Annotated in this window: 16 protein-coding genes and 3 tRNA genes; 10 read left to right on the top strand and 9 right to left on the bottom strand. The window is 51.6% G+C overall.

Annotated features, from left to right (window positions below; translation table 11 throughout):
* Positions 1-127: 127 nt before the first annotated feature.
* The 4 genes from ACVL1J_RS04430 to ACVL1J_RS04415 form a co-directional block, all read right to left on the bottom strand.
* Positions 128-204, bottom strand: a tRNA-Arg gene (locus ACVL1J_RS04430).
* 72 nt (positions 205-276) lie between these two features.
* The gene (locus ACVL1J_RS04425; protein ID WP_341237976.1) at positions 277-1,788 is read right to left on the bottom strand and encodes a glycerol-3-phosphate dehydrogenase/oxidase; all 1,512 of its coding nucleotides are present in this window, start codon (positions 1,786-1,788) and stop codon (positions 277-279) included.
* Positions 1,781-3,271 (bottom strand): glycerol kinase GlpK, encoded by a 1,491-nt coding sequence (gene glpK, locus ACVL1J_RS04420; RefSeq protein WP_341237977.1) that lies wholly within the window; start codon positions 3,269-3,271, stop codon positions 1,781-1,783. The genes ACVL1J_RS04425 and glpK overlap by 8 nt, the downstream gene beginning before the upstream one ends.
* Before the next feature lie 22 nt (positions 3,272-3,293).
* Entirely contained in the window at positions 3,294-3,743 is a 450-nt protein-coding gene (locus ACVL1J_RS04415; RefSeq protein ID WP_341237978.1) for a gamma-glutamylcyclotransferase family protein, read from the bottom strand.
* Between the two features lie 55 nt (positions 3,744-3,798).
* On the opposite strand from ACVL1J_RS04415, the gene ACVL1J_RS04410 reads away from it, so the two are divergent.
* A complete protein-coding gene (locus ACVL1J_RS04410; RefSeq protein WP_159569915.1) occupies positions 3,799-4,572 on the top strand; it encodes an SDR family oxidoreductase in 774 nt (257 codons plus the stop codon).
* A gap of 12 nt (positions 4,573-4,584) precedes the next feature.
* Here the strand turns inward: ACVL1J_RS04410 and ACVL1J_RS04405 are convergent, their stop codons facing one another.
* Together ACVL1J_RS04405 and ACVL1J_RS04400 are read right to left on the bottom strand one after the other, a co-directional pair.
* Positions 4,585-5,409 (bottom strand): SDR family NAD(P)-dependent oxidoreductase, encoded by an 825-nt coding sequence (locus ACVL1J_RS04405; protein ID WP_491665148.1) that lies wholly within the window; start codon positions 5,407-5,409, stop codon positions 4,585-4,587.
* Positions 5,406-6,932 (bottom strand): flavin-containing monooxygenase, encoded by a 1,527-nt coding sequence (locus tag ACVL1J_RS04400; RefSeq protein WP_491665147.1) that lies wholly within the window; start codon positions 6,930-6,932, stop codon positions 5,406-5,408. Before ACVL1J_RS04400 ends, ACVL1J_RS04405 begins: the two co-directional genes overlap by 4 nt.
* A gap of 183 nt (positions 6,933-7,115) precedes the next feature.
* Here ACVL1J_RS04400 and ACVL1J_RS04395 point away from each other — a divergent pair, with 183 nt between their 5' ends.
* Both ACVL1J_RS04395 and ACVL1J_RS04390 read left to right on the top strand, forming a co-directional pair.
* Positions 7,116-8,420 carry a FecR family protein gene (locus tag ACVL1J_RS04395; RefSeq protein ID WP_341237981.1) on the top strand — a complete coding sequence of 435 codons (1,305 nt, stop codon included), beginning with the start codon at positions 7,116-7,118 and terminating at the stop codon, positions 8,418-8,420.
* Positions 8,421-8,505: 85 nt separating this feature from the next.
* Positions 8,506-10,380 (top strand): choice-of-anchor I family protein, encoded by a 1,875-nt coding sequence (locus ACVL1J_RS04390; protein WP_491665146.1) that lies wholly within the window; start codon positions 8,506-8,508, stop codon positions 10,378-10,380.
* A 70-nt stretch (positions 10,381-10,450) separates the two neighbouring features.
* On the opposite strand, the gene ACVL1J_RS04385 is transcribed toward ACVL1J_RS04390, so the two are convergent.
* Positions 10,451-10,540: transfer RNA gene (locus ACVL1J_RS04385), tRNA-Ser, on the bottom strand.
* 68 nt (positions 10,541-10,608) lie between these two features.
* Between ACVL1J_RS04385 and ACVL1J_RS04380 the strand changes: the two genes are divergently transcribed.
* From ACVL1J_RS04380 to ACVL1J_RS04365, 4 genes are all read left to right on the top strand, one after another.
* Positions 10,609-11,022: a hypothetical protein gene (locus tag ACVL1J_RS04380; protein WP_341237983.1), complete on the top strand. Its 414-nt coding sequence runs from the start codon at positions 10,609-10,611 to the stop codon at positions 11,020-11,022.
* Between the two features lie 338 nt (positions 11,023-11,360).
* Positions 11,361-12,680, top strand: a complete 1,320-nt coding sequence (locus ACVL1J_RS04375) for a CmpA/NrtA family ABC transporter substrate-binding protein (protein ID WP_341237984.1) — start codon at positions 11,361-11,363, stop codon at positions 12,678-12,680.
* Positions 12,677-13,513: a nitrate ABC transporter permease gene (ntrB, locus tag ACVL1J_RS04370; protein ID WP_394672308.1), complete on the top strand. Its 837-nt coding sequence runs from the start codon at positions 12,677-12,679 to the stop codon at positions 13,511-13,513. The genes ACVL1J_RS04375 and ntrB overlap by 4 nt, the downstream gene beginning before the upstream one ends.
* The gene (locus tag ACVL1J_RS04365; protein ID WP_394672307.1) at positions 13,510-14,358 is read left to right on the top strand and encodes an ABC transporter ATP-binding protein; all 849 of its coding nucleotides are present in this window, start codon (positions 13,510-13,512) and stop codon (positions 14,356-14,358) included. The genes ntrB and ACVL1J_RS04365 overlap by 4 nt, the downstream gene beginning before the upstream one ends.
* A 67-nt stretch (positions 14,359-14,425) precedes the next feature.
* Here the strand turns inward: ACVL1J_RS04365 and ACVL1J_RS04360 are convergent, their stop codons facing one another.
* Complete coding sequence (locus ACVL1J_RS04360; RefSeq protein ID WP_341238285.1) at positions 14,426-16,354, bottom strand: amidase family protein; 1,929 nt, start codon at positions 16,352-16,354, stop codon at positions 14,426-14,428.
* 334 nt (positions 16,355-16,688) lie between these two features.
* Here ACVL1J_RS04360 and ACVL1J_RS04355 point away from each other — a divergent pair, with 334 nt between their 5' ends.
* From ACVL1J_RS04355 to ACVL1J_RS04345, 3 genes are all read left to right on the top strand, one after another.
* Positions 16,689-17,810 carry a TRAP transporter substrate-binding protein gene (locus tag ACVL1J_RS04355; RefSeq protein ID WP_394672305.1) on the top strand — a complete coding sequence of 374 codons (1,122 nt, stop codon included), beginning with the start codon at positions 16,689-16,691 and terminating at the stop codon, positions 17,808-17,810.
* A gap of 78 nt (positions 17,811-17,888) precedes the next feature.
* Positions 17,889-18,458, top strand: a complete 570-nt coding sequence (locus tag ACVL1J_RS04350) for a TRAP transporter small permease subunit (protein WP_159568613.1) — start codon at positions 17,889-17,891, stop codon at positions 18,456-18,458.
* Between the two features lie 11 nt (positions 18,459-18,469).
* Positions 18,470-20,341 carry a TRAP transporter large permease gene (locus ACVL1J_RS04345; RefSeq protein WP_341236645.1) on the top strand — a complete coding sequence of 624 codons (1,872 nt, stop codon included), beginning with the start codon at positions 18,470-18,472 and terminating at the stop codon, positions 20,339-20,341.
* A 137-nt stretch (positions 20,342-20,478) separates the two neighbouring features.
* On the opposite strand, the gene ACVL1J_RS04340 is transcribed toward ACVL1J_RS04345, so the two are convergent.
* Positions 20,479-20,568: transfer RNA gene (locus tag ACVL1J_RS04340), tRNA-Ser, on the bottom strand.
* Positions 20,569-20,605: the final 37 nt, after the last annotated feature.

The following is a 20,605-nucleotide window of genomic DNA, read 5'->3' as shown; positions in this document are numbered from 1 at the left end:
GCATATGACAAATATAGAATACAGTCGGTGCGAATTAATTCAAGGAAACTTAAAGGAATTCAAAAGTGAAAATCGGGTGGTAGAAAACAAAAAACCCCCGCCTTTTGAGCGGGGGTTTTTCTTGAACTGGTGCGGCTGGCAGGAATCGAACCCACGACCCCTTGGTTCGTAGCCAAGTACTCTATCCAGCTGAGCTACAGCCGCAGTGAAGAAGCGAGATTATGCATGAAACATTGCCATGGTGCAAGCACCGAACCCCACTTTCTACAAAAAACTTCAAGAAACCGAATTCAAGCCATATTGGGCAACCAGCTTGCGAAACTCGGCTTCCTGGCGATCCAGTTCCTCATCGCTGTAACGCAGCTCGTTTTGCAGCACAAATCGAACCTCGTTCATGCATGCCAAGGCTGCATTGCTGTCCAGAAAAAGCGCCCTGCTTCGGCGTGCCAGCACATCTTCAATGGTTACCGCCATTTCTTCCAGCACGGCCTGCGCAATTTCCGCTTCATTCAAATCAAGATTCTCGTGAATGGCCGAACCAGGTTTGCGCATGGGCAAATCATCCTCCAGGCGCATGTTGCGGGTGCGGGTTGGTTTATGTGCCCAACCATGCTGCTCACACACCAAATCAACCACTTCTTCAGCCATGCTGCGGTAGGTAGTCCACTTGCCCCCGGTAATCGTCACCAATCCGCTTGCTGCGGTAATCACAGTGTGTTCCCTTGAAATGCTTTTGGTATTTTGCTTTTCACCACCAGCACTCACCAAGGGTCGCAATCCCACAAACACGCTGCGTACATCGGCGCGTGTGGGGGCATTGGCCAGGTATTTCCCTGCCGTTTCCAGAATGAAATCCACTTCTTCAGGCAAGGCATCGGGTTCCCAAGGGGAGTCAGTGCGCGGCGTGTCTGTGGTACCGATCAGTGTTTTACCCAACCACGGCACCACAAACAGCACACGGCCATCGCTGGTTTTAGGCACCAGCAATGCTTCCTTGGCCGGATAAAAATGCTGATCAACCACCACATGCACCCCCTGGCTGGGGCTGAGCATGGGCTTGGAGTCGGCTGAGTCCAGCTTGCGAATATCGTCTACCCACACCCCGGTTGCATTGATCACAGCCTTGGCTTTAAAAGTCAGCGTTTCGCCACTGAATTCATCGCGGGCTTGCACGCCATTTATTTTCTCTGCGTTTTTTACAAACCCGGTTACCGGCATGTAATTGATCGCCATTCCACCCAGCTTGTGCAAGGTTTTCATCAAGGCAATCGCCAAACGTGCGTCGTCAAATTGCGCGTCAAAGTAACGCACACCGCCATGCAGTTTGTGTTGCGAAATGGTGGGTACAGCGCGCAACACCTCATTTTTCTTCATCATGGTGGTCGGCCCAACACCGAGCTTGCCCGCCAGCATGTCGTACATTTTCAGGCCGATCCAGTAAAACAGCTTCTGGAACACATTGCGCACAGGAATGACAAACGCCAAAGGTTTGACCAGGTTCGGCGCATTCACCAACATGCGTCCACGTTCCTCAAGCGCCTCTTTGACCAGGCTGAAATTGCCCTGAGCCAAATAACGCACACCACCATGCGCAAGCTTGGTAGCGCGTGAACTGGTGCCCTTGGCAAAGTCGTGTCCTTCAAGCAGCAACACCTTCAGGCCACGGCTTGCAGCATCTACCGCACTGCCCAAGCCAGTGGCACCACCGCCAATCACGATAACGTCCCATTCATATTGCTCTTGTGCCTTGATTGTTAAAGTATCAAGGTGCTTTTTACGACTAAGCATCTGCCCATCCTTTGGAACGTTCTACCGCGCGGTGCCAGCGGTCAAGCAAGGCACCCCGTTCATCAATACTCATTTTGGGTTCGAAACGCGCATCCACCTGCCAATTGGCAAGCAGGCTTTTCTCCGTATCAAACACACCAACGGCCAAGCCAGCCAGGTAGGCCGCGCCCAATGCGGTGGTTTCGGTCACTGTGGGGCGCACCACTGGCACGCCCAATAAATCAGCCTGAATCTGCATCAGCAGATCATTGTTGGATGCACCGCCATCTACCCTTAATTCACTTAGCGGCTTGGCACCGTCACGTTGCATGGCCTGCACCAAATCGACTGTTTGCAGTGCGATGCTTTCCAAGGCTGCGCGCGCAATGTGTGCCTTGCTGGTGCCCCGCGTCATACCCACCAAAGTGCCCCGAGCATACGGGTCCCAGTGGGGTGCGCCAAGACCCGCAAATGCGGGGACCAAACACACACCATCGGTGCTGGGCACGCTGGCGGCCAATGCCTGCACATCGGCTGACTTTTCAATAATGCCCAAACCGTCGCGCAGCCATTGCACCACTGCCCCGCCCATGAACACACTGCCTTCCAGCATGTAACTTGTTTTGCCATTGACTTGCCAACCCACGGTGGTCAATAAACGGTTGTGGCTTTCAACTACTTCGCTGCCCGTGTTCATCAACATGAAGCAACCCGTGCCGTAAGTATTTTTCGCCTCACCCGCTTTGAATGCAGTTTGCCCGAAGGTGGCAGCTTGCTGGTCGCCCGCAACACCTGCAATTGGAATGGCAGCACCCAGCACAGACGAATCGCAGCGTGCAATTTCACCACTGGACTCACACACCTGCGGCAACATGCTTTCAGGAATACCAAACAACTCAAGAAGTTCGACATCCCATTTCAATGTTTCAATATTCAACACCATGCTGCGAGATGCATTGCTTACATCGCTTGCATGAACTGCACCACCTGTAAGATTCCAGATCAGCCAGCTGTCTACGGTGCCGAATGCCAGCTCACCTGATTCAGCCTGCGCACGCGCACCTTCCACATTGTTCAGAATCCAGTTCACTTTTGTTGCGGAAAAATACGAATCCAGTTCAAGCCCGGTGACTCGGCGAATCAATGCAGCTTTGCCCTGCTCTCGCAGCTTGTCGCAATAGGCGGCTGTGCGGCGGTCTTGCCAAACAATCGCGTTGTAAACCGGCTTGCCTGTTTTGCGATTCCACACCACAGTGGTTTCACGCTGGTTGGTAATACCAATGCCGGCAATTTCAGAAGGCGTTAACCCGGCCTTTTCAATTGCGCTGCGTGCACAGGCCAACTGCGTGTTCCAAATGTCTTCAGGCCGGTGTTCAACCCAGCCGGCTTTCGGAAAAATTTGCTCAAATTCCTGCTGACAGCTGGCCACCACTTGCGCCCGTGAATTGAACACAATGGCGCGCGAGCTGGTGGTGCCTTGGTCCAGTGCCAAGATAAAACCCATGGGTTTGTCTCCTTTCTTGTTGTTACTTTCTTTGCCCGGTGTTGTTCCAGTTGCCCACGTGTTTATTCAAGAATGCCTGCATGCCTTCGGCTTCAAAACGGCTTATGCTCCAAAGGTCAGCTGTTAATACCGACGCGTTTAGCCAAATGTAAGCCTCGGCTTTCATGGTGTCACCACTGGTGTTCAGCAGCACTTCAATTTCACGGCGCTCATACTCGGGGCCTTCAAAAGCATCCAGACACTTCACGTCATCGGGCCGCAAATTGAGCCACACCAAACCTTGCACTTGCGCGTCGGCGTTTTCGATCATGGCCGGGTAGGTTTCGCCAGGCACAGCGTGGCGTTGATAGCCTTGGGCGACCGCATTCAAACAAGGGTAAACACCCTTCACCACTTGCCCCCACACGGGCAAATACATCAATGACCCGTATACAAAAACATGTTTGCCGTCTTGCTCAAATTCCGAGCCCATGCGATGTTACCTTTTCAGATGAAAAACAATTAGAAAATGCCTGTAAGGAGACGATGTGAAAACAACAACTGATTTGTTCAATTTACAAGATAAGGTGGCTTTGGTCACGGGTGCAACCCGCGGAATAGGCTTGGCCTGTGCGGAATTGCTGGCCTCCAAGGGTGCCACCGTGATTATTTCAAGCAGAAAACAAGAAGCATGCGAACAAATTGCCGCGCAATTTCAAGCAGATGGGCTGAATGCAGTGCCCATGGCTTGCCATTTGGGCGAGATGGAACAAATTGAGGCGCTGTACCAACAAATTGAAGCCAAGTTTGGAAAGCTGGATATTCTGGTGAACAACGGCGCAACCAACCCTCACTTTGGACCAATCTACGACACCGATTTGGCGGCCTTTCAAAAAACCTGCGATGTGAACATTCGGGGCTATTTTTACATGAGCAGCCACGGCTGCAAGTTGATGGCCAAGAACGGCGGCGGCAGCATTATCAATGTGGCATCGGTCAACGGCGTGATTCCCGGCTTGTACCAAGGTATCTACTCAATCACGAAAGCAGCCGTCATTTCAATGACCAAGGCCTTTGCCAAGGAATGTGCCCCCATGAAGGTGCGTGTGAATGCACTGCTGCCCGGCGCTACCGACACGAAGTTTGCCTCGGCGCTGGTGCACAACGATGCAATACGCAGTGCGTTGTTGCAACATGTGCCCATGAACCGCGTTGCACAGCCCAGTGAAATGGCTGGCACGGTGTTGTATTTGGCTTCCGAGGCTTCCAGCTACACCACCGGTTCCTGCATCAATGTAGATGGCGGTTACCTGGTGGTGTAAACATGGCAAGGCTTACTTGATCTGTATGCCTTTGTAATCTTCCGCGTTCAGCGTGCGTCCCATTTGTTGCCAAAGAATGTGGCGCATGCGCTTGAACGGTATCAGTCGTGAACCCAACCACACGCGCGCGGCGTTGTTGCCGTACACAATGCGCGGTTCGTTTTTCTTGATGCACTTCAACACGTACTCGCAAACTTCATCGGGCGGTGTGGTCAGAAATTTTTTGGCAAACTTTTCGTGCTCGGGCTTGCTGGCAATGTTGGTGTTAATTCCACCTGGATGCACCAAATGCACCTGCACCTTGCTGTTTGAAAGCTCAACCATCAGCGATTCGGTAAAGCCGCGTACTGCAAATTTGCTGGCGCAATAATCTGAATTACTGGGCGTACCCACCAAACCAAAAATGCTCGACACATTCACCACGGCGCCTTCGCCGTTGTCCAACAGTTGCGGCAAGAATGCGCGCGTACCATGCACCACACCCCAAAAGTTGATGCCCATCACACGTTCATAACTGTCATCACTCAAAGCCCACACCGGGCGACCTTCACCGGTTACGCCAGCGTTGTTGATGATCACGTGCGCATTACCCAAAGCGGCTTTCACCGCTTGGGCAAAGGCGTACACCCCGGCCTTGTCAGACACATCCAGTGTCTCGGCATACACCTGCACATTGCTCGCTTGCATTACCAGTTTTTCAGTTTCTTTCAAGCCTTTTTCATCGTAGTCACACAATGCAATTTTGCTGCCCACATTGGCGAACATCAACGCATAAGAGCGCCCCATGCCAGAACCAGCACCTGTGATCACCACCACTTTGTCTTTGAAATTTTTCATGCTGCAGCTCCTTCAGTGCTCAATTCGGATTCATTGAAATGCTGCGGCTTTTGCTGTGGCAAAGGAGCCTGCAACACGTGGTCGTTCATTTTGAAATTCCTGGCCATTCGCAGGTAGGTGTAACTAAAGCCCGGAAACATGGCCACCACATGGCCGCTTTTGCTTTTGTACCAACTGGTACAACCGCCGCGCTTCCACACGGTTTTTTCCATTTCGCTGTGAATATGGGTGGTGTAACGTTCTTCAGCCTGGGGCTTTACCTCGATGGCCACGGCTTTTTTGGCCTTCACCTCCGCAATGGCACGCATGATGTAATGCATCTGCGCTTCAATCACGAAAATCGCGCTGGTATGCCCAATACCGGTGTTTGGGCCGGTCACGATAAACAGGTTCGGAAACTGCGGCACAGTAGTTCCCAGGTAAGCGCGCGGAAATTCATTCCACACATCAGCCAGTTGGGTGCCACCCTTGCCCACCACTGGGTAGGAGATAACGCCGTCGGTAGCGTCATAGCCCGTGGAATACACAATGCAGTCCAGGTCAATTTGCGCACCACCCAGCGTTTTGATACCGGTTTCATTGATTTCCGCAATTCCATCGGTTTTGTCGTGCAGGTTCACGTTGGGGCGGCAGTAAGCCGGGTAAAGCGTGTTGCTCAAAATAATCCGCTTGCAACCTATGGTGAAATCGGGCGTCACTTTTTTGCGCAATTCCGGGTCTTTGACCTGCTTTTTGATGTGGTGCAAAGCCTCACGCTGCGCAATATGTTTCAAGGCAAAGTCGGAGTACTTAAAGGCAATTACACGGCTTTCCAAACCCCAATAAATCGCAGCACGCGCCAGTTTTCTAATTGGCTCCACTTTCAACAAGGCACGTTGCCAGGGCTTGAAAACCCTGTCAGCGCGGGGCAACACCCAGTGAGGCGAGCGCTGAAACACATGCAACTGGCCTACTTCGGGTGCAATCGCCGGAATAACCTGCGCAGCACTGGCGCCACTTCCAATAATGGCAACGCGTTTGCCAGAGTGGTCGTAATTTTGATCCCAGGCATTGGTGTGAAAGGTTTTTCCCTTGAATGTGTCGAGACCTTTGAAATTTGGAATCACAGGCGTACTCAGCGGGCCAGATGCATTGATCACAAACTGCGCCTTGAGTACATCGCCACCCTGCAGGTACACACGCCAGCGCTGCTCGTTCTCGTGCCACTCGGTGCGCTGCACATTGCTGTTGGTTCGGGTTTTCTCACGCAGACCGTGCTTGGTAATTACATGCTCGGTGTATTGCTGAAGCTCCTCCCCTTCTGCAAACATTTGACTCCAGTCATACGGTTCGCTTTCGATGGAATACAGCAGCGATTGAACATCGACCGCGGCGCCGGGATATGAGTTCTGACACCAGGTGCCGCCCATGAAGTCGCGGCGCTCCAGCATGATGAAATCTTCAATGCCACGCTTTTTCAAATTGATTGCTGCACACTGGCCACCAAAGCCACTGCCAATAATTACGACTGTGTATTCACTCATGCCAAAGACCTCTGTCAGAAAAATTTTGCTTCCGTGAATGTATATCTGACAACGAACATTGTCAATTATAAATTCACCAATAGAGGGTAGAACCCTCCCCCTAATTGGAGGATTAAAAAATTGCGCTCCTTGCAAAATTGACAGGTGTGTTAAATACCAATCAAACAAACAAGGAGCAAACCCATGGCCGCACCCCAAGCATTGATCAAGAACATAGAAGGCGAAGTGAACGTGAGCCGCAACGGTGAAGCAGTGGCCGTGAAAGCTGGTGACTACCTGCTACCCGGTGATGAAGTAATCACCGGTGCTAACGGGCGTATGGCACTGGAGTTCCCCGGTTCTGACGGTCAAATTCCCGCTGCCGGGGTGATGACCGCCAACGGCAAGCTGACATTGGGCGAACAACCAGGCCCCAACGGCCAGCAGCAAATCGTTGTGCTGGAAGACGGTGAATGTTTTGAATTCACCACCGAACTGGCTGAGAACTCTGCTGCTGCCGAAGGCGGGGCTGTTGCCGGCTTGTTTGGTGCTGGCCTGTTAGGCGCAGGCAGTGGTGGCGTAGCTGGTGCAGGCGCCGTGGCGGCTGGTGCGTTTTTGGCAGGTGGTTCTGGGGACTCTGGCAGTGGCTCCGGCAGCGACAGCAACATCAACAATGCCGGTGTGGGTGCTGGCGAATTTTCCTCACAAGACAGCCCTCAAAGCCTTGAAGAATTTGCCAATGAAAACCTGACCCAGGAAAACCTGGAACAAAGCATTTTGCAGCCCATTCAGGATGCAGTGCAAAACAGCCAGAGCAACCCTGAAACCACCCCTGACAACGTTGCTGTTGCTGTGGAACAAACAGGCCTGGGCGTGTTGGAAAACGTGCACGATGCCTTGGTGGCCACCACGGGCGAAGGCACACCGCAAGCCGACCTGGTACAACAATTGGTCGAGGGCGCGAATGAAACACCCTTGGGTGAACCCCTGAGCCCGATTACCAGCCCTCTACTTGATGCTGTGAACACTGATCTTGGACTGGACACCCTGATTTCTGCCTTGCCCAATGTTGATCCTGCCGATGGTGGACTGGTCACCAGCGTGGTGGATTTGGCAGATGGTATTACCCAACCCATCAGCGAACAGGTCGAACCCTACGATCAATTGCTACAGGGTTTGAGGGATGCTGCCGTTGAAATCGACAACGTACTGGATGGCGTGTTGAGCCAAGTGACAACCGAAGTTCCGAATGTCGACGGTTTGGGAGACTCCAGCCCCGCCCTGCCCGCCGAAGTTGAAAGTGGCCTGGCAGACTTGGTCGATGGCATTCTGGGTGGCGCCGATACCCTTCAAAATGCCTTGGAAGGCGGTGGCGGTTCTGGTTTGCCAGAAGTTCCCGAAGGCGATTTGTTGGGCACGCTCAGCAGTGGTATTTCATCCGGTGCCGATGCACTGGGTGGCGAATTGGGCGGTTTACCCGGATTGCCAACCGATGGATTGCCAAGCTAATACGCATCGCACTTAATATTTGTCATCAAGATTTCATCTTTGAACAATAGGCTCGATCGTTTTATAGCGATACGAGCCTATTTTCATGAACAAGACCAAAATTCAATTATTCACACTCAGTGTGATTGCAGCAGCTACCCTCGCTGCATGTGGCGGTAATGGCGAAAGCTCGGCCAACAACACCACAACTCCTTCCGAGGTAACGCCAGCCAGCGTGACTCTGGAAAAGATTGGTGGATTTTCCACCAACCAGTTCGATGAGAGCGCAGCTGAAATTCCAGCATATGACCCAGCCAGTAAACGCCTGTTTATGGTCAACGCTTTGGCAGGTGCTGTGGATGTATTTGATTTGTCTGATCCTGAAAACCCCACGTTGATCGACACGCTAGACACCAACGATGTACTTGCAGGCTCGGTAGTCAACAGCGTCGCAGTCGCGAATGGAATTGTGGCTGTGGCCATTGAAGCACCGATCAAAACCAATCTGGGTCGCATGGCTTTGTATCGCGCCAGTGATTTGACGTTGCTAAGCGCACGCACTGTGGGTGCGCAACCCGACATGATCACCTTCACACCCGACGGTAATACGGTACTCACGGCCAACGAGGGCGAACCCAGTGACGACTACCAAATTGACCCGGAAGGCAGTATCAGCGTAATTGACGTGCGTGACCCACGTGCCCCGATCGTGCGAACCGCCAGCTTTAGCGCATTCACAGGGCAAGAGGCCAGTTTGCGTGCCCAAGGCATTCGAATCTATGGGCCTGGAGCTTCGGCCTCACAAGATTTCGAACCTGAATACATCACTGTATCCGCTGACGGCACCACGGCATTCGTGACCCTTCAAGAAAACAATGCAATTGCAAAAATCGACATTGCGACAGCAACCGTGACTAACGTATTCCCTTTGGGCGAAAAAGATCACGGTGCCGTTGGAAATGAATTTGATGCCTCTGACTCCGATGGTGACACGATCAACATTCGCAACTGGGCAGGTGTGATTGGCTTGTACCTACCCGATGCCATGGCCTCTTACACGGCTGCAGACGGCAATACCTATTTGATAACAGCCAACGAAGGCGATGCGCGCACCTGGGGTGAGGACAACCCAGCTTACTTCGCCGGTGATGCAAGCAAAGGCTTTGTTGAAGAATTCCGGGTGAAACACCTGGTGAACCGAAATGGTTGGGCTGGTCGATTGAATGACGACTTGCCAGCTCAACTCGACGACTTGGCCAATGGCGGCTTGCTTAACCCAACGGTGTTTGGATACTGTGGTGCCGTAGCAGGAAACCCGAACGGCTGCCGAGCAGATGATCAACTCGGTCGCTTGAACGTCACGTGGACCATGGGCTATCGCACTGATGCCAATGGCGCGCCTATTCTATTTAACAGCACGGGTGTAGAAGACCCTGCAGGCGATCGCCTGATGTACGACAAACTGTATTCATTCGGTGCGCGTTCATTCTCGATTTTCAATGAAGAAGGTGTACTCGTATTCGACTCAGGCTCTGAAATTGAACGCTTCCTGGCCAGCGATGATTGCAAGGTAGGCAGCACCCGTAATCTGAATTGCAAAGATTTTTTCAATTCAGGCCATGACGAAGGCAACGCACTGGACAGCCGAAGCGACGCCAAAGGCCCTGAGCCCGAAGGTGTAGCTGTAGGCAAGATCGGCGACAAGACTTTTGCGTTCATTGGTCTTGAACGCATCGGCGGAATTCTGGTTTATGACGTAACCGATCCTTCGGCACCCGTGCGCGTGGACTATTACAACACCCGCGACGACTGGACCAACGATCCCGCAGACCCCGCGGTGCTGCCAACAGTGGGCGACCTGGGACCAGAGGGATTGGTATTCATTCCAGCCAAGGATTCCCCAACAGGTGAACCCTTGTTGGTGGTTGGCAATGAAGTGAGTGGTAGCACTGCGGTGATGAGGGTAAATTTGAGCTTCTAAGCTTCTCACCCAACGCCACTCCTGCGTGCCGAGAGTCAACAAAAAGCCCCTTACGGGGCTTTTTGTTTTTTGGCGGAGAAGGAGGGATTCGAACCCTCGAAGAGGTTGCCCCCTTACCTGATTTCGAGTCAGGCCGATTCAGCCGCTCTCGCACTTCTCCATGGGGCGCAAGTATATAGTATTCGGGTAGTATCCAAAAACACTCAAAACAACAAACGGAGACAACTTTTGAACAAAACTACAAATAGCCGGTTCATTTTTCTGGGCTTTATTGCCGCTGGCTTTACCAATATATTTGGCATGCTTGCGGCCAGCGAGTTTTTCAGTAATTCGGCTTTTCATGAATTATCACCCGAAGTTTTTTCCCCATTCGGCACTTTCATGGTCATGGTTTGGGGTCTGGCTTATTTGGCGGTTGCCAAACAGGCTCACCAACTGCCGGCAATCTGTTTCGTATTTGCTTTCGAGAAAGCCATTTATGTGTACACCTGGGTAATCTGGATCAGCAGCAAATCCGACATGCTGCCAATCATTCAGGAAAAAACTCCCCTGCTTGCCTTGTTTTATTCCGGCTACGGCATCATCGATTTGGCTTATGGGCTCTTTTTCGCGTGGGTCGGAATTCGCGCACTTCAAAAATAAGCACTGAAACGCGTACATCAATCCGGTGCATGCACCAATTCCATCAAATCTGGCGCACTGATTTATTTGGTGCGCCGCACCAAACTCGCTCTGTGCACCAAAAATAGTGTTCTTTTCAGCACTGTTTTAACTCAATTTCACAACTGTGCACTTCTTTTTTGCATGGCACACAAACTGCTAAGTGTGCTGTAAGACCTATGCCAACGAAGGATAGGGTCAGATGCTTTCAGGCAATGCAATAAAGAAGTACTGGACAACGGCGTCCATCCCAAACTTGCTGGGCAGGTGTGGCGATGTGCGCCGTTTTTTCTTGAGTTGATTTTTCAAGGACGCACACGATGAGCAATAAACCAACTGACAAAAAACCCGAACTGTCGGAAACACGCCGCACTTTTATCAAGCAGTCGGCCGCAGTGTGGGGATCGACCATGCTGGCGGGTTTTGGCGCACCCTCCATCGTGATGGCCCAATCAACAAAACTGGAAACGACCAAAGCAAAACTGGGCTTCATCGCTTTAACCGATGCGGCCCCCTTGTTTGTCGGTATTGAAAAAGGCTTCTTCAAAAAGCATGGCATGCCCGATGTCGAAGTGCTCAAACAATCATCCTGGGGCACCACACGGGACAACCTTGTACTTGGCTCTGCGAACGGCGGCATCGACGGTGCGCACATCTTGACCCCCATGCCTTACCTGATCAGTACGGGCGCCATGACCGCCAACAACATTCCCACTCCCATGTACATTCTTGCCCGCCTGAACCTGGGCGGACAGTGCATTTCAGTTGGCGAGGAGTACAAAGCCTTGAAAGTAGGCACTGACACCCGCGAATTCAAAAAAGCCCTGATGGCCAAAAAAGGCGGCGGCAAAGCAGTGAGCGCTGCGATGACCTTCCCTGGTGGAACGCACGATTTGTGGATTCGTTACTGGATGGCCGCAGGTGGTATTGACCCCAACAACGATCTATCGACCATCGTGGTGCCGCCCGCACAAATGGTGGCCAACATGAAGGTGGGCAGCATGGACACTTTCTGCGTGTGCGAGCCTTGGAACAAACAACTGATTACACAAAAAATTGGATACACCGCACTAACTACAAGTGAGTTGTGGCAAAACCACCCAGAGAAAGCCCTGGGCATGCGCAAAGACTGGGTGGATGCCAACCCCAATTCTGCCAAAGCACTGGTGATGGCAGTGATGGAAGCACAAATGTTCTGCGAAGACCCAGCCAATCGCGAGGAAGTGGCACGAATCTGTTCACAGCGCAGGTGGATCAATGCGCCAATGGGCGACATTGTCGACCGCATGAAGGGCGATTTCGACTACGGCACAGGGCGCGTGGTCACCAACAGCCCACAACAAATGCGCTACTGGAAAGACCAGGCTTCCTACCCGTTCCAAAGCCACGACCTTTGGTTCATTACAGAAAACCAGCGCTGGGGTTACCTGCCCACAAAACTCGACACAGGCAGCTTGATCAAGCAGGTGAACCGCGAAGACATCTGGCGCGAAGCCGCTGCCACTTTGAAAATCGACAAGTCGGCCATTCCTGCCAGCACATCACGCGGTGTGGAAAAAATGTTCGATGGCAAAGTGTTCGACCCAAAGAACCCGAAAGCCTATCTCGACAGCTTGACCATTAAGGCGATGAAATCATGATGACCACTGACTCTCTCGAACGCTTGCAAACCACTCCAAAGGCGAAAAGCAAGCTATTCAAAGAAAGCCTGGGCAAACTGGTGCCGCCCATCGTGATCATGAGTATTCTGCTTTTGATCTGGGAAATACTGTGCAGCACCGAAGGTGCCCGCCTGCCCGCACCCAGCAAGGTGATCACTGACACGTGGGAATTGATCATCAACCCGCTTTACGACAACGGCGGCAACGACGTGGGCATGGGCTGGCAAATACTGGCCAGCCTTGAACGCGTGGCCATCGGTTACAGCCTTGCGGTGGTGGTGGGTGTTGCCTTGGGTGTACTGGTGGGTCAGTCCACCTGGGCGCTGCGTGGTTTGGACCCACTTTTTCAAGTGCTTCGTACCGTGCCACCACTGGCCTGGTTGCCTTTGTCACTGGCTGGCTTTCAGGATGGAAACCCATCTGCAATTTTCGTGATTTTCATCACAGCCATTTGGCCCATCATCATCAACACTTCTGTCGGTATTCGCAATATTCCCGAAGACTACCGAAACGTGTCGCGAGTCATTCAACACAACGGCGTGGAGTACTTCTGGAAAATTATGTTGCCCGCTGCTGCACCTTATATTTTTTCGGGTTTACGTATCGGAGTAGGCCTTAGCTGGCTGGCCATTGTGGCGGCTGAAATGTTGATTGGTGGCGTGGGCATTGGCTTTTTCATCTGGGATGCCTGGAACAGCTCGCTAATCAGCGACATTGTATTGGCACTGGTCTACGTGGGCATTGTCGGCTTTATTCTGGATCGATGCATAGCGTGGGTTGGCAACAAAATTACTCGCGGAGTAACAAAATGAGCGATCGTTTCTTAAGTATTTCTCAAGTTCAAATGCAATTCGAACGCAATGGCATGGTGAACCCGGTGCTGAAAGACATCAACCTGGAAGTGCGCCGTGGCGAATACATTTCGCTGATTGGTCACTCGGGTTGTGGCAAATCCACAGTGCTCAACATCATTGCTGGTTTGCTGACCGCAAGCGAAGGTGTGGTGATAGTTGACAACAAGGAAGTGAATTCGCCCGGTCCTGACCGCGCACTTGTGTTTCAAAACCATTCTCTGCTGCCTTGGCTAACCGTGTACCAGAACGTAGAGCTTGCTGTTGAGAAAATTTTCAGTGGCAAAAAAACCCGCAAAGAACAACGCGAATGGATCTTGCACAACCTTGACATGGTGAACATGAGCCACGCACTAGATCGCCTGCCCTCCGAAATTTCAGGCGGCATGAAACAGCGTGTGGGTATTGCACGGGCCCTGGCCATGGAACCCAAGGTGTTGTTGCTGGATGAACCTTTCGGTGCACTGGATGCGTTGACGCGCGCCCACCTTCAGGATGAAGTCATGCGTATTCAAAGTGAATTGAAAAATACGGTGGTCATGATTACGCACGACGTGGACGAAGCCGTGTTGTTGTCCGATCGCATTGTCATGATGACCAACGGACCATCTGCCACCATTGGGCAAATTCTCGATATCGAGCTGCCCCGCCCCCGCGACCGCCTTGCACTGGCCGACGACCCTACCTACAACCACTATCGCCATGAAGTGCTGAGCTTCCTGCACGAGAAACAACGCAAGGTTGAAAGCATTGGAAAAATGCGTGACCACAAAAAATCAGCTGAGAAGCAGGCTGCCTCTGCTTGAAAGCCTGCTACAAAAAACCGCCGTGGCCTTTAAGGTCACGGCGGTTTTTTATTTTCCAGCAAAAATATTACAGCCCTGTCAAATCCCTTAAAGCCTGTATATACGTTTCAACCGGCAAATCTTCTGGCGACTCAAACTGCGCCTTCATCAGTGCCATTTGTGCCCGACTATTGAATTCACCAATACTTTGATTGGCATACACAGGCGACGATGCAATATTTGGTGGTCTGCGGTGCAATGTGGCCTGTTCGAAATCAAAGGCAATGCCAAGTCCCTTGCCTTCATCAAACCTTCTGACAAAAATCTCCATACCCCTTGGTGTTCCCGCCTGCGAATCGAAACCAACCGGCACCACGATCGAACCCATTTGTGTAGTTGAACCAAAGTCACAGGTTCGTCCACCGCTGGGGCCTGGCGATAGCACCAATGCGTCAAGTACCACCTGAGCTGGCCTGCCCTCGGAATCCAATACCATTGCCTGCTTCTCACCCAATGCATCCAATTCGCCATTCATCACCTTAGTCACATAATCGCGTTCAGCAACAATGGCATTCAGTTGAGCCTCGGTAGGTTTGGCGCCGGGGTCTCCACTGGCACTCACCGCGACCAAGCCCGCAGTTCGCGGCCCAACTCGAAGTGTTTCAAGAATGCCCTCTGTTGCAGCACAGCTTGGCAACACATCGGCATTGGTCGCAAAGAATGCGCTACTCAGACACTTGCGTGGACTTTTACCACCATCACGAACAAACTCGAAAAAATATCGGTTCGTATCATAGTGAGTTGAACCACCACCCCGGTTGACAAAGCTTGGCAGAAACACATCGTAAACCTCTGCTCCCATTGATTCCATTTTTGCAACAGCGGTATCAATTAACGCTCCCTGCTCACCTGTACCTGCGGGTGTGCTGTTCCCGCCCAGGCTACGTAACACACCAATTTTTTTACCTTTTACGCCGTACACATCACGGTCTAGAAAACGCAAATAGGTGTCTGGGCGGGCTTCAGCCGGAAACAAGGTTGTATCCGGGTCGTCTACCGGATCTATGCTGGCCATGGCAGTCAGCATCAATGCTGAATCACGTACTGAACGAGTCATTGGACCACCCGTGTCCCTGATGTGAGACAAAGGAAAAATACCTTTGCGCGACACCACACCAATACTCGGACGAATTCCAACCAGCCCACTCACAGACGAAGGATGTCTAATCGATTGGCATGTGTCACTGCCCGTGCCACCAATGGCAAAATTAGAGGCCAGCGCAGCGCCAGACCCGGAAGAAGAGCCTGCGGAACTTTCTTGCGTATTGTAAGGATTGGTTACCAACACGGTACGACCCGAAAATCCAGTCGTGAAATATGCAAATTCATCTTGATGTGCCTTACCTAGAATTAAGGCACCTGCCTTACGCAAACCGTCTACAGAAGGGGCATCAACACCGGCCTGGTGACCCAGCATTGAAAAAGAGGCGGAAGTAGAAGGAAAATCAACTGTGTCGTAATTGTCTTTCAGCAACACGGGCATGCAATGCAAATAGCGATCCCCGATCCCACCATCCTCGATATATTTCTGATCAAGCGCTTTTGCTATATCCAGCGCGTTGGGGTTAATCGACAACACCGCACTAATTGGTAATCCGCCATTGGGCTGAGGATTGTCGTTGTGCATGAAAATACGCTCAATGTACATTTTTGCGAGTCCCTCGCACGTCAGCGTTGAACCATCACGCATCTTTGTCCGCCCTGCCAAAGTGTCGTGAACCATTTGCATGTCGGCTTCGACCAATTCAAAAAACTCTGCTGGTGGCCGCAACGACTTGTCGACAAATACATCTGGACCTTCAGTACCCGGCGATGGGTCATCAACCACTACCTCAGTTGGATCAGTTGGATTTCCATTCGATGGGGTGATTGAGGAGTTGCTGGCTGGATCATCGGAGCCACAAGCGCTTAATCCGATTAGCAAGACAAGTCCAATTAACTTAAACAAATTGTTCATGTGAAATCCTTCATCGTGATAATTACAGTCACACGATGCAAGCTCAGTGCCTAAAATTCTCCGTTAGAACAAGGATTCAATTAATTCACATTTTTATCGTACGAATGCCGACAAATCAGATGCGTATTTACACCCCTCCACGTGGGTGTTTTTGCCGCATACAAAAAATTCATGCACCAAACACAGGGTAAATCCCGACCCCAAATGGTGCACAAAACCTGCCCGGATAAGGGTTTGCTCCTATTTAGTTACAGAGGGGTGGCTATCACAATGCAGGTTCGAAAAGTAAAACCAAAAACAACAGTCGAAAGCTACATCAATTTAAGGAGGCAAAATGACTGATTCAGTGAACAACCAGAAGCGCCGTGATTTTATCAAAGGCACATCCGTGGCCGCAGTGGGTGCAGGCGCCTTGGCGTTCCCCATGATTTCTACTGCTCAAACTGTGAACATGCGCTTCCAGAGTACATGGCCACAGAAAGACATTTTCCACGAGTATGCCGTTGACTTTGCCGACAAAGTAAACAGCATGACCGGCGGTCGCCTGAAAATCGAAGTATTGCCTGCTGGCTCAGTTGTGAAAGCATTTGACCTGTTGGACGCAGTAAGCAAAGGTACCCTGGACGGTGGTCACGGCGTTATCGCCTACTGGTACGGCAAAAACGCAGCGGTTGCGTTGTGGGGTTCTGGCCCATCTTTCGGCATGGACGCAAACATGCTGTTGGCCTGGCACAAATACGGTGGCGGCAAGGAATTGCTGGACGAAATTTATGGCGACCTGAAAATGGACGTTGTTTCTTTCATGTCTGGCCCGATGCCAACTCAGCCCCTGGGCTGGTTCAAGAAGCCCGTAACCAAGGCTGAAGACCTGAAAGGCCTGAAGTTCCGTACCGTTGGCTTGTCTGTAGACATGTTCACGAAGATGGGTGTTGCAGTTAACGCACTGCCTGGCGGCGAAATTGTTCCAGCGATGGATCGTGGCCTGCTGGATGCAGCTGAATTCAACAACGCATCTTCAGACCGCCTGCTGGGCTTCCCAGACGTGTCCAAAGTGTGCATGTTGCAATCGTTCCACCAGTCTTCAGAACAGTTCGAAATCATGTTCAACAAGACCAAGTACAACAAACTGCCAGCCGAGATCAAAGCCATTATTGCAAACGCCGCCGAGGCTGCGTCTGCCGACATGAGCTGGAAGGCAGTGGATCGCTACTCCAAAGATTACATGGAAATGCAAAGCAAAGACGGCGTTAAGTTCTTCAAGACGCCTGACAGCATCTTGAAAGCCCAATTGAAAGCATGGGATGAAGTGACCAAAGAAAAGTCTGCTTCAAACCCCATGTTCAAGAAAGTGTTTGAATCGCAGCGTGCATTTGCTGCACGTGCAGCCAAATGGCAAGCCGATACATCCGTCGACTTCAAAATGGCTCAAGCGTTTTACGCACAACAGAAGAAGTAATTTGTTTCCATAGCCAGAAAGCCAACATCTACACAATGGATGTTGGCTTTTTTTAAAACCGAACCCGAGGTTCACCCCATGTTAGCTTTCCTTCATTTGGTCGACAAAATTTCCACCAAGGTAGGGCATCTGTTTGCCTGGACCATTGTGTTGTTGACTGGAATTATCGTGTTCGAAGTATTCACGCGATACGCCCTGAACAGCCCCAATCCATGGGTGTTCGATGCGTCCTACATTCTCTACGGTATCCTGTTCATGATGGCAGGTGCGTACACATTGGCCACCAATGGCCACGTGCGTGGCGACATTCTTTACGGCTTTCTTGAGCCCAGAACACAAGCCATTCTTGATCTGATTCTGTATTTTATTTTCTTCTTTCCCGGCATCATCGCATTGACCTACGCAGGGTACACATTCGCTGACGAGGCCTGGGCCATCAAGGAAATGTCTTCAATCACGGCCGATGGCCCTCCCATCTACCCATTCAAGGCATTCATTCCGCTGGCAGCTGTTTTCTTGCTGCTTCAGGGCGTAGTCGAAGTGATCCGCTGCGTCATGTGCATCAAAGACGGCGTGTGGCCCAAGCGTGAAGACGATGTGCAAGAAGTCGATGTAGAGAAGCTCAAAGCGTCTCTCGGCAAGAATTAACAGGATTAATCATGAAAAAAGAACTATATTTTGGTATTGCCATCATGGCGATGATCCTGATCGGGGTCGCCATTGCAATGCCTGCCCCATCTGAAATGAATAACGGCCATCTGGGTTTGCTGATGCTTTCCCTGATTGTCGTGGCCATTATGCTGGGCTTCCCAACAGCGTTTACCTTGATGGGTATGGGCGTGATTTTCACGTTCTTTGCCTACGATCAAGACATACAGAAAACACTTGATCTCATGGTTCAATCCACCTACAAGGTGATGACCAACGATGTGCTCATCTCAGTGCCCCTGTTTGTATTCATGGGTTATCTGGTTGAACGCGCCAACCTGATCGAGAAACTTTTTAAATCCCTGCACTTGGCCATGGCTCGCCTTCCAGGCGCCTTGGGCGTTGCAACACTGGTCACTTGCGCAATTTTCGCAACGGCCACTGGTATTGTGGGTGCGGTAGTTACCTTGATGGGTCTGTTGGCCATGCCCAGCATGCTCAAAGCAGGCTACGACACCAAAATGGCTGCCGGTGCCATCACCGCCGGCGGTTGTTTGGGTATTTTGATCCCGCCTTCTGTCTTGTTGATCGTATATGGTGCAACAGCCGGTGTTTCCGTGGTGCAGTTGTACGCAGGCGCATTTTTCCCCGGCCTTATGCTGGCAAGCTTGTATGTTGCTTACATCATCATTCGTGCAAAGCTGAATCCGAAAAGCGCCCCTCCCTTGTCAGAGGAAGATCGCCGAGTGCAACTTAGCCCTGTGCTGGATTCACTCAAGCGCACCTACGGCAGCAGCCGCGCAGTATCCGCATTGGTCAATGGCATGAAAGGCCGTCGCGCAGGCAACCTGACCACTGGGCAAGTGGCCAATCAGTTCTTCGTGGCCATGTTGCCAGCAATTTTCGCCGCGTTCGTTCTGGGCTTGGTGTATTCCTCACTGACAGCCCCCAAACCAGCGGCATACGACACCACAGGCCTGGTCAGTTTCGGTTCTGAATATCAGGACTCAAGCACCAGTAAGTACGATTTTGGCTTTGATGAACCTGCTGGCGCTGAAACCACCGAAGCAGCACCTGCTGCTGTGGAAGAACCCGCCGAGCCGGCAGTTGCTGATGAGCCCGAGGCTAGGTCAGCCCCCATGAATTTCTGGATTTCCCTGCTCGTGGTGTTGGCGGTGCTTGTGTACTACTACTCACGCCTGAGCTTTGAGCGTCTTGAAGTGTTCAAGATGTTGCTGACATCCTTCTTCCCCCTAGCAATTTTGATTATGGCGGTATTGGGAAGCATTGTTTTCGGTTTCGCAACGCCCTCTGAGGCGGCCGCTGTCGGCGCATTCGGCGGTTTGTTGTTGGCGGCCGGTTACAGACAACTCAGCTTCCCTGTGCTGCGTGAATCCGCATTCCTGACCTCCAAAACAACTGCGATGGTGTGCTGGTTGTTTGTGGGCTCGTCCATCTTCTCCGCGGCATTTGCGCTGCTGGGTGGCCAGGAATTGGTCGAGCAGTGGGTATTGTCTTTGGGCCTCACGCCCATTCAGTTCCTGTTGCTCTCGCAAGTGATTATTTTCCTGTTGGGCTGGCCTTTGGAATGGACAGAAATCATCGTGATTTTCATGCCGATTTTCATTCCGCTGCTGCCCTACTTTGACGTAGATCCACTGTTCTTCGGATTGCTGGTTGCCATGAACCTGCAAACTGCGTTCCTGTCTCCGCCAGTGGCGATGGCCGCTTTCTATCTGAAAGGTGTGTCGCCACCTGGAGTTACATTGAACCAGATTTTCCTGGGCATGATTCCATTCATGTTCATCCAGATCTTTGCCATGTTCGTGTTGTATGTGTTCCCGCAAATCGGCATGTGGCTGCCTGGCGTGCTTTACAGATAAGCAATGCGTTGTTGATCTGTCTGAATGCAAAAAACCGCCCTAGTGGCGGTTTTTTGTTATTGAACATCCGCTCGTTCGAATCTACTCACAGGTCGCAAAAACAAAAAACCCGCCACAAGGGCGGGTTTCTATGTTTTTGGCGGAAGCTGTGAGATTCGAACTCACGGAGGGCTCGCACCCTCGCCGGTTTTCAAGACCGGTGCATTCAACCGCTCTGCCAAGCTTCCGAGCCCGCAATTATAACCATAAACTCTTGGTTTTGGA

The sequence above is a fragment of the Limnobacter sp. G6BE5S genome (assembly GCF_058448965.1).
Note: the sequence above shows the minus strand (reverse complement) of the source record. Positions and strands in the feature narration are given on the sequence as shown.